This window comes from Methylobacterium sp. GC_Met_3, assembly GCF_026540775.1.
Classification (GTDB): Bacteria; Pseudomonadota; Alphaproteobacteria; order Rhizobiales; family Beijerinckiaceae; genus Methylobacterium.
Genome location: NZ_JALNUL010000119.1, coordinates 1 through 4,306, shown reverse-complemented (window position 1 = coordinate 4,306; position 4,306 = coordinate 1). Strand labels below are relative to the sequence as shown.

The following is a 4,306-nucleotide window of genomic DNA, read 5'->3' as shown; positions in this document are numbered from 1 at the left end:
ACGCGCCTCGGCCGAGGCGATGACGGTCGGCGTCGCGAACACGCCCGTGTCGGCGACCCGTTCCAGGCTGGCCTGGAAGGTCGAGACCTTCGCGTCCACCAGCTTGGCGAACTGCTTGGGCATGCTCTCGCGCGAGGCCGGCCACAGGCGCGTCCCCGTTCCCCCACAGAGGATCATCGGGTGGATTGCAGTCAGTCGTTCATCCATGTCGACACTACTTTCAATGAATCTTAGAATTCAATACAAACGGACGATCTGGCGTGCCATCAATTATTTGATGGGATAAGCCAGACTAGGCTCACGTTCGGCCCGGTTCTGACCAGATTTACTATTCTCCATAACCGCCTGAATGAACGCTCCAATCTCATTCGAGAAACGGTCGATCCCGAATTCCGCAGCGCGGCTGACGATCCGGGCGGGATCCGGCGCCAGCGCTTCACACCGATGGACAGCATCGATCAGCGCATCGACCGATTGTTCGTGGAAGAAACTTCCGGTCACGCCGTCTATGACGGTCTCGGTGACCCCGCCTCTGCCGTAAGCTACGACTGGGCGACCGCTCGCCATGGCCTCCACAGGAACGATGCCGAAATCTTCCTCACCCGGGAAGATCAGGGCTCGGCATCGGGCGTAATGATGTTTCAGGGCCTCGAAGGGTTGCGGGCCAAGCATCCTCACGTGAGGGCCAGCCATCTCGCGGAGCTCCCGGAGCATCTCTCCGCCCCCGATCACCACCAGGGGCTTTTTCAGTCGATTGAACGCCTTGATCGCTAGTTCCGGCCGCTTGTAACGGACGAGTTCGCCCACCATCAGGTGATAATCGCCGATCTCCTCGCTTGAAACCCTTTCGAAAGCCGCCGTATCGACCGGCGGGTGAATGACCGTCGCCGGACGGTGATAGTACGTTTCGATCCGTCGGGCGACGGTGACCGAATTGGCGACGAACTCCTGAACGCGGCCTGCCGATATCGCGTCCCAGTTTCTGATGTAATGAGCCAACGGTGGCATCACGATTCGCGTGATGAGACCCGTCCGGTCGCGATAGTCGTGATACATATTCCAGACATAACGCATCGGAGAGTGACAGTAGCAGATGTGAACAGCGTCCGACGGCGGAATTATGCCCTTCGCAGGGCCAGATTCGCTGCTGATGATGAGGTCGTATCCACGCAGATCAAGCTGCTCCAATGCCATCGGCATCAGCGGAAGGTAAGACTTGTATTTCTTTGTAGCGCGGGGCAGCTTACTGATGAACGACGTGCGAATCCGATGAGCATTGATGATCGGCGATATGTCTTGTGGCGCGTATGCGTGTGTGAAGATATCGGCCTCGGGATAAAGTTTGCACAGCGCCTCGACGACCTTTTCTCCGCCTCGCATTCCGACCAGCCAGTAGTGAACGATCGCAACCTTCATAAAACGAGCCTCTGCGAGTGAACAGTTTCCCGCAGCGTCGCTCGCGCAACCTCGACGGGCACCGGGTCCGCCGGTGGCGAGCAATGATCCCTGTCAGGGAACCTGTCACCGGCCGGCCGGGGAGACCATGCTCTTGGCAAGACGATCGTTCGGCCGAAGCCGAATTATCCCACAGGCACCTATAGACCATGGTTGCGGTATACTCACCTCCCCAAACTGCGGACGCCGTCTCGGTCGGGAATTGCTGAGTCAGGAAAGTGGCCTGCTACGCGCAGCGCTGCGGTCGATCTCTCGGGCGCGCAACGCGGCAAAGACGTTTGCGGGCTAGCCCCCTCGCTAGGAACAGCTGATCGCGGGCCCGGATCCCTCGTCTCAAGGCACAGCCGTCCAGAGCTGCGTTTGAGCTGTGGCCATTTTCCGGGAACGCCGCTCCACTCTGACACATGGCAGGGGCTAGTCGCCTTGAAAACGTTGTGTATCCAGATGGACGGAAATGGCACACCAGAGCGGGCCGCATGCACAGGTATGAGTCGAAGCATGCCGGTGGGCCGCCCGTCGACCGTTCTATGGCGGCAGCGTATCGATGAGTTCGACATGCGGGGCGAGCTGTCTTATCGAGGGTGGCATGGCGCGGGACACCCTCCGACGTTGCTTGGCAACGCCGGGCCGGCAGCCACGACGTTCCGTTCTCCATGGCGCAGGGCTGTGCCGCTCGACCGAACCCGCCTAGGGCGATCCCACGCTGTCGCTGAGGGCCACCCCGGGGACACCGACGCGTCCGCTCCATTGGGCGGGGTTCGACCCTGCCGATCCGGAGCACAATTGCTCCGCCCTCCGTACGAGAACGGTCTCAGGGGCCCTTTGGCGTGCGCTTCATCATCCTCGCGCTGCGGAAGCCGTCCCCGAATCACTGTCCGAAGCCATCACGGCGATGGGACAAGCCGAACCTATAGAGCCACGAACACCGCCGGTATTTTCTCCATGTTCAGGTCGCGCGCGCGTTCAGAGCTCACGATTCCAGGAACAACACGATGGCATTGAGATCCGAATTCGCCATGAATGGGCGGTTTCTCACTCAAAATCTCACGGGTGTTCAGAGATACGCCCTGAACGTCGCGCGTCATCTCAACGAGGTCCTCGATACGTTGAATGAATCGGCGCCGATCCTGGCACCGGGCGGCGCTACCAACCCGCTCCTGCCGCGGATGCCCCTCGTCGAATTCGGGCCCATCGGCGGGCACGCCTGGGAGCAGTTCATCCTGCCAGCGCAGTGGCGTGGGAAATTGCTCAACCTTTGCAATACTGCACCGGCCGCAAAGACAAAACAAGTCATTTGCATCCATGATGCAAATGTTTTCATCAAACCAGAAAGTTACAGCGTTTACTTTCGGCTCTATTATCGATTTCTGCAAAATTCAATCGTTAGGAAATCTTCTCATATAACAAGTGTTTCGGCCGACTCCGCAAGACAGATAGCAAAGTACCTTCCAATACCCGCCTCAAAAATTATCGTTCTGCCAAACGGCCACGAGCACGCACTCGAGTGGAAGCCACAACTGGCTCAATCCGCCCCGGCGATCGTAAACGGCAGACGAAGCGGAGCTGGGCGTCCGTTCATCCTCGTTCTCGGCTCCCGTGCTCCGCACAAGAATATGCAGCTCATCATGGATATCGCCCCGAGGCTCGGCGAAGACGGCATTGACGTCATTGTCGCCGGCGGATCCTCCAAGATATATTCCAACGACGCTCTAACCGGCGGCGACAACGTCGTATTTATTGGTCGGATAGACGATAACGATCTGGCTTACCTGATGGGACGCGCGCTGTGCCTTGTATTTCCATCTTGGACGGAAGGATTTGGGCTTCCGATCGTCGAGGCGATGGCGCTCGGCTGCCCTGTCATATCCTCCAATCGCGCGAGCATGCCCGAAGTCTGCGGAGATGCCGCGCTAATGGCTGCGCCGGACGACCCAGCAGCCTGGGTCAAGCATATCGAAACGCTCAGGCGATCCCAGCAACTGAGAGCGGAGCTTATCGCCGCCGGCCATCATAGAGTAAATCGATTTTCCTGGAAAACGACGGCAGAGGCGTATGCAGATTTGATCCGCGAATGAATGTCGGCCAGCTCTTAGGATCACTCGCGAACGGGAACAGAAAGGTTGCGCTGACGTGGCGAGTCTCGGTCTGGATGAGATGGTTCGATCGGTTCTGACGTCAAGGCGCATTTCGCCTTGGACTGAATCCGGGATACACGGGTCGGGGGTGTAACGCCCGGTGTCACCGCAGCCGTAAATACGGAATACGGGGTGGCGCGACTTTTACGTACAGCGTCGACCGCGTTGCCCCCCACACCAGCGTCGCGATCGGCGGCGACACGAATCGCAAAGCGAAGTCCGGTTCCGATCGAGCGGCGAGGGTGCGCCGACGAAACACGGACGCTTGAGGCTGCCGTCGGAGTTGGCCCTGGCCGAGCGCGTCAGCTGGACCAGGCCATGCTGGCGCATCGAGCAGGACTCTAATCACTCCGCGAAAGCCGAGAAAATCTTACTTGAAGACGAGTCATTTTGATGGATTACTGGAAGCTGACATCTACATGTCGTACTGAGGTCGTAAAACGGGCACAGACGAGCAGGCGCTTCCGCCGCGAGGCTGCTCGCGATCTCGGTATCGGGCGCTCGACGCGGCCCGATGTATCGACGGCCGATGTGATTTGAGAGATGGACGCCTTGCCAGCGGGGCGGCCAGAGGACGTGCTCCCACAGATCAAGTGGCCGAACGAGGACGAGGTGCCGCCTCAGGGAACAGCCGCTGTACGCGGAAATGCGTCGTTATAATGAGGCGGGTGGTCGAAGCCTGCGGCCGAAAGACGTCGGGCGCGGTCCGCTCACTT

General features: G+C 59.3%; 3 protein-coding genes. 1 reads left to right on the top strand and 2 read right to left on the bottom strand.

The features are described from left to right. Positions 1-207: sugar phosphate nucleotidyltransferase (locus tag OXS27_RS31800; protein WP_267361644.1), on the bottom strand; the 207-nt coding region annotated here is incomplete at its 3' end. 63 nt (positions 208-270) lie between these two features. Next, positions 271-1,416, bottom strand: a complete 1,146-nt coding sequence (locus tag OXS27_RS31795; protein ID WP_267361642.1) for a glycosyltransferase — start codon at positions 1,414-1,416, stop codon at positions 271-273. Positions 1,417-2,447: 1,031 nt separating this feature from the next. On the opposite strand from OXS27_RS31795, the gene OXS27_RS31790 reads away from it, so the two are divergent. After that, the gene (locus OXS27_RS31790; protein ID WP_267361641.1) at positions 2,448-3,530 is read left to right on the top strand and encodes a glycosyltransferase family 1 protein; all 1,083 of its coding nucleotides are present in this window, start codon (positions 2,448-2,450) and stop codon (positions 3,528-3,530) included. Positions 3,531-4,306 lie beyond the last annotated feature (776 nt).

Coding starts and splice junctions, on each gene's coding strand:
- OXS27_RS31795 (WP_267361642.1), bottom strand. CDS start 1,416: ATGAAGGTTGCGATCGTTCACTACTGGCTGGTCGGAATGCGAGGCGGA.
- OXS27_RS31790 (WP_267361641.1), top strand. CDS start 2,448: ATGGCATTGAGATCCGAATTCGCCATGAATGGGCGGTTTCTCACTCAA.